We start from the raw sequence: 1,532 nt of genomic DNA, 5'->3' as shown, positions 1-1,532 counted from the left end.
GCAGAGCGATCGTGGAGTGACAAACGAGACGGTGATTGCGATGAAGCGTACGAGCAAGGCCGCAGAAGCGGCGTTACCCGGTTGCTGCTGGAGCTTGCCTCGGTTCTGGCCGGCGGAATTTCCAGCACTTGGCCAATTCGGCCAGCCCGAGTGCAAGTCCGGTAAATTCGCGGCGCAGCCACTGGGCCACCAGCCCGGCAGTGACGGGCTGGCCGACACGCCACGGTGCGATCGTGTCCATCGGGAACGCGTCGGCGATCGCCAGGCTGAGCAATTGCGTGAGCGTCCACGCGCACGATCGGATCTGCATCCACAACTCCAGCACGGTACGCGTCTGCTGCCAGAGATTGTTGAAGCCAAACCAGCGTTTGAGGTTGTGGAACAGCGGTTCTATCGCCCAGCGTCGCGCATACAGCAGCACGACCGTTTGAGCGTCCAGTTCGGTTTCGGAGGCCAGCATCAATCGTGCCTTCGTCCAGCACTGTCGCTTTTCGTCGTAGAACTGACACCAGACGGCACGCATTGGCTTGCCCTTGAGGAAGCGGACCACGGCAATAATCGAGCGCAAGCGAACGCGTTGCTCCTTGCCGTAGATCGGCAGGCTCAATTCGGTAGCCGGCAGCGCTTCGATGGCTTGCTTGCTCAGTCGTTCGCCATAGGTACGCGGCCGGCCACGCCCCGGCCTCTTGGGCATCACGGGCAACTGGAACAAGGCGGTATCGATACGAGCCTGGCCAATTACATGCATGTTCCGGCGCAACAGCGGCAAGACCAGGCGTGCGCGCATGAACCACGAGTCGAACAGCACGCGGATGGGCTTGTCGGTCACGCCGGAGATCGCTCGCACGAGTGCCAGCGCGATCTTGAGCTTGTTGGTGTTGCCCCTCTGGGGAACCAGACGCGAGACGATCGGCAGCGCCATACCGATGCCGCTGCTGCCCGACACGCTCACCGCCAAGGTCACGATGCATTGTGCCCAGACATTTCGGGGGCGATTGGTCTTGCCGCTGTGCTCGCGCCGCCAGGCAACACCGGGGGCCTTCTCCGAGCAGCGCATCACCAGCGTGTCGTCGAGGACCAACGTGAGCATATCGCAGGGCAATACCGCAATCACCAACCGCAGCAGTGCCCGTGCGAGCCGTACCGTGCGCAGGCTGCCGCGTTCCAGCAACTTGTAGTACGTCGTCCAGTGCTTCTTGCTGTCGATCGCCGAGATCGCTCGCGTCACCCAACCCTCCGGCGAAACCATGCAGCCGCACAGCAGTTCCACGAAGCTGGCCTGCGAGCGAAACGGGACGGCGATGAGGAGAATTTTGATCCATTCGGACAGGTAAAACCGTGTACGTTCAGTCAGGGGCATCGACGGGCAAACAAGGGTCGAAAACGATCCTCATTGGCCGCTGCGCTGCTTGCGCTAAAAACCCGCGCAAGCAGCGCAGCGGCCTCACGATTGCCCATCCATGTCAAGCGTTTTTTCGATTTCCAACTACTTTCTCGCCCCCGATTCGGGGCGCTGAATGTCTAAAGTCCAG

General features: G+C 61.4%; 1 protein-coding gene. It reads right to left on the bottom strand.

The window, feature by feature from the left end; genetic code table 11:
• Positions 1–73 precede the first annotated feature (73 nt).
• Positions 74–1,360: a transposase gene (locus A3A5_RS39080; RefSeq protein WP_018312613.1), complete on the bottom strand. Its 1,287-nt coding sequence runs from the start codon at positions 1,358–1,360 to the stop codon at positions 74–76.
• Between the last annotated feature and the right edge of the window lie 172 nt (positions 1,361–1,532).

The organism is Cupriavidus sp. UYPR2.512, from assembly GCF_000379565.1.
Classification (GTDB): Bacteria; Pseudomonadota; Gammaproteobacteria; order Burkholderiales; family Burkholderiaceae; genus Cupriavidus.
The sequence above is the reverse complement of the archived record's forward strand: the minus strand, read 5'-3'. Positions and strand labels throughout refer to the sequence as shown.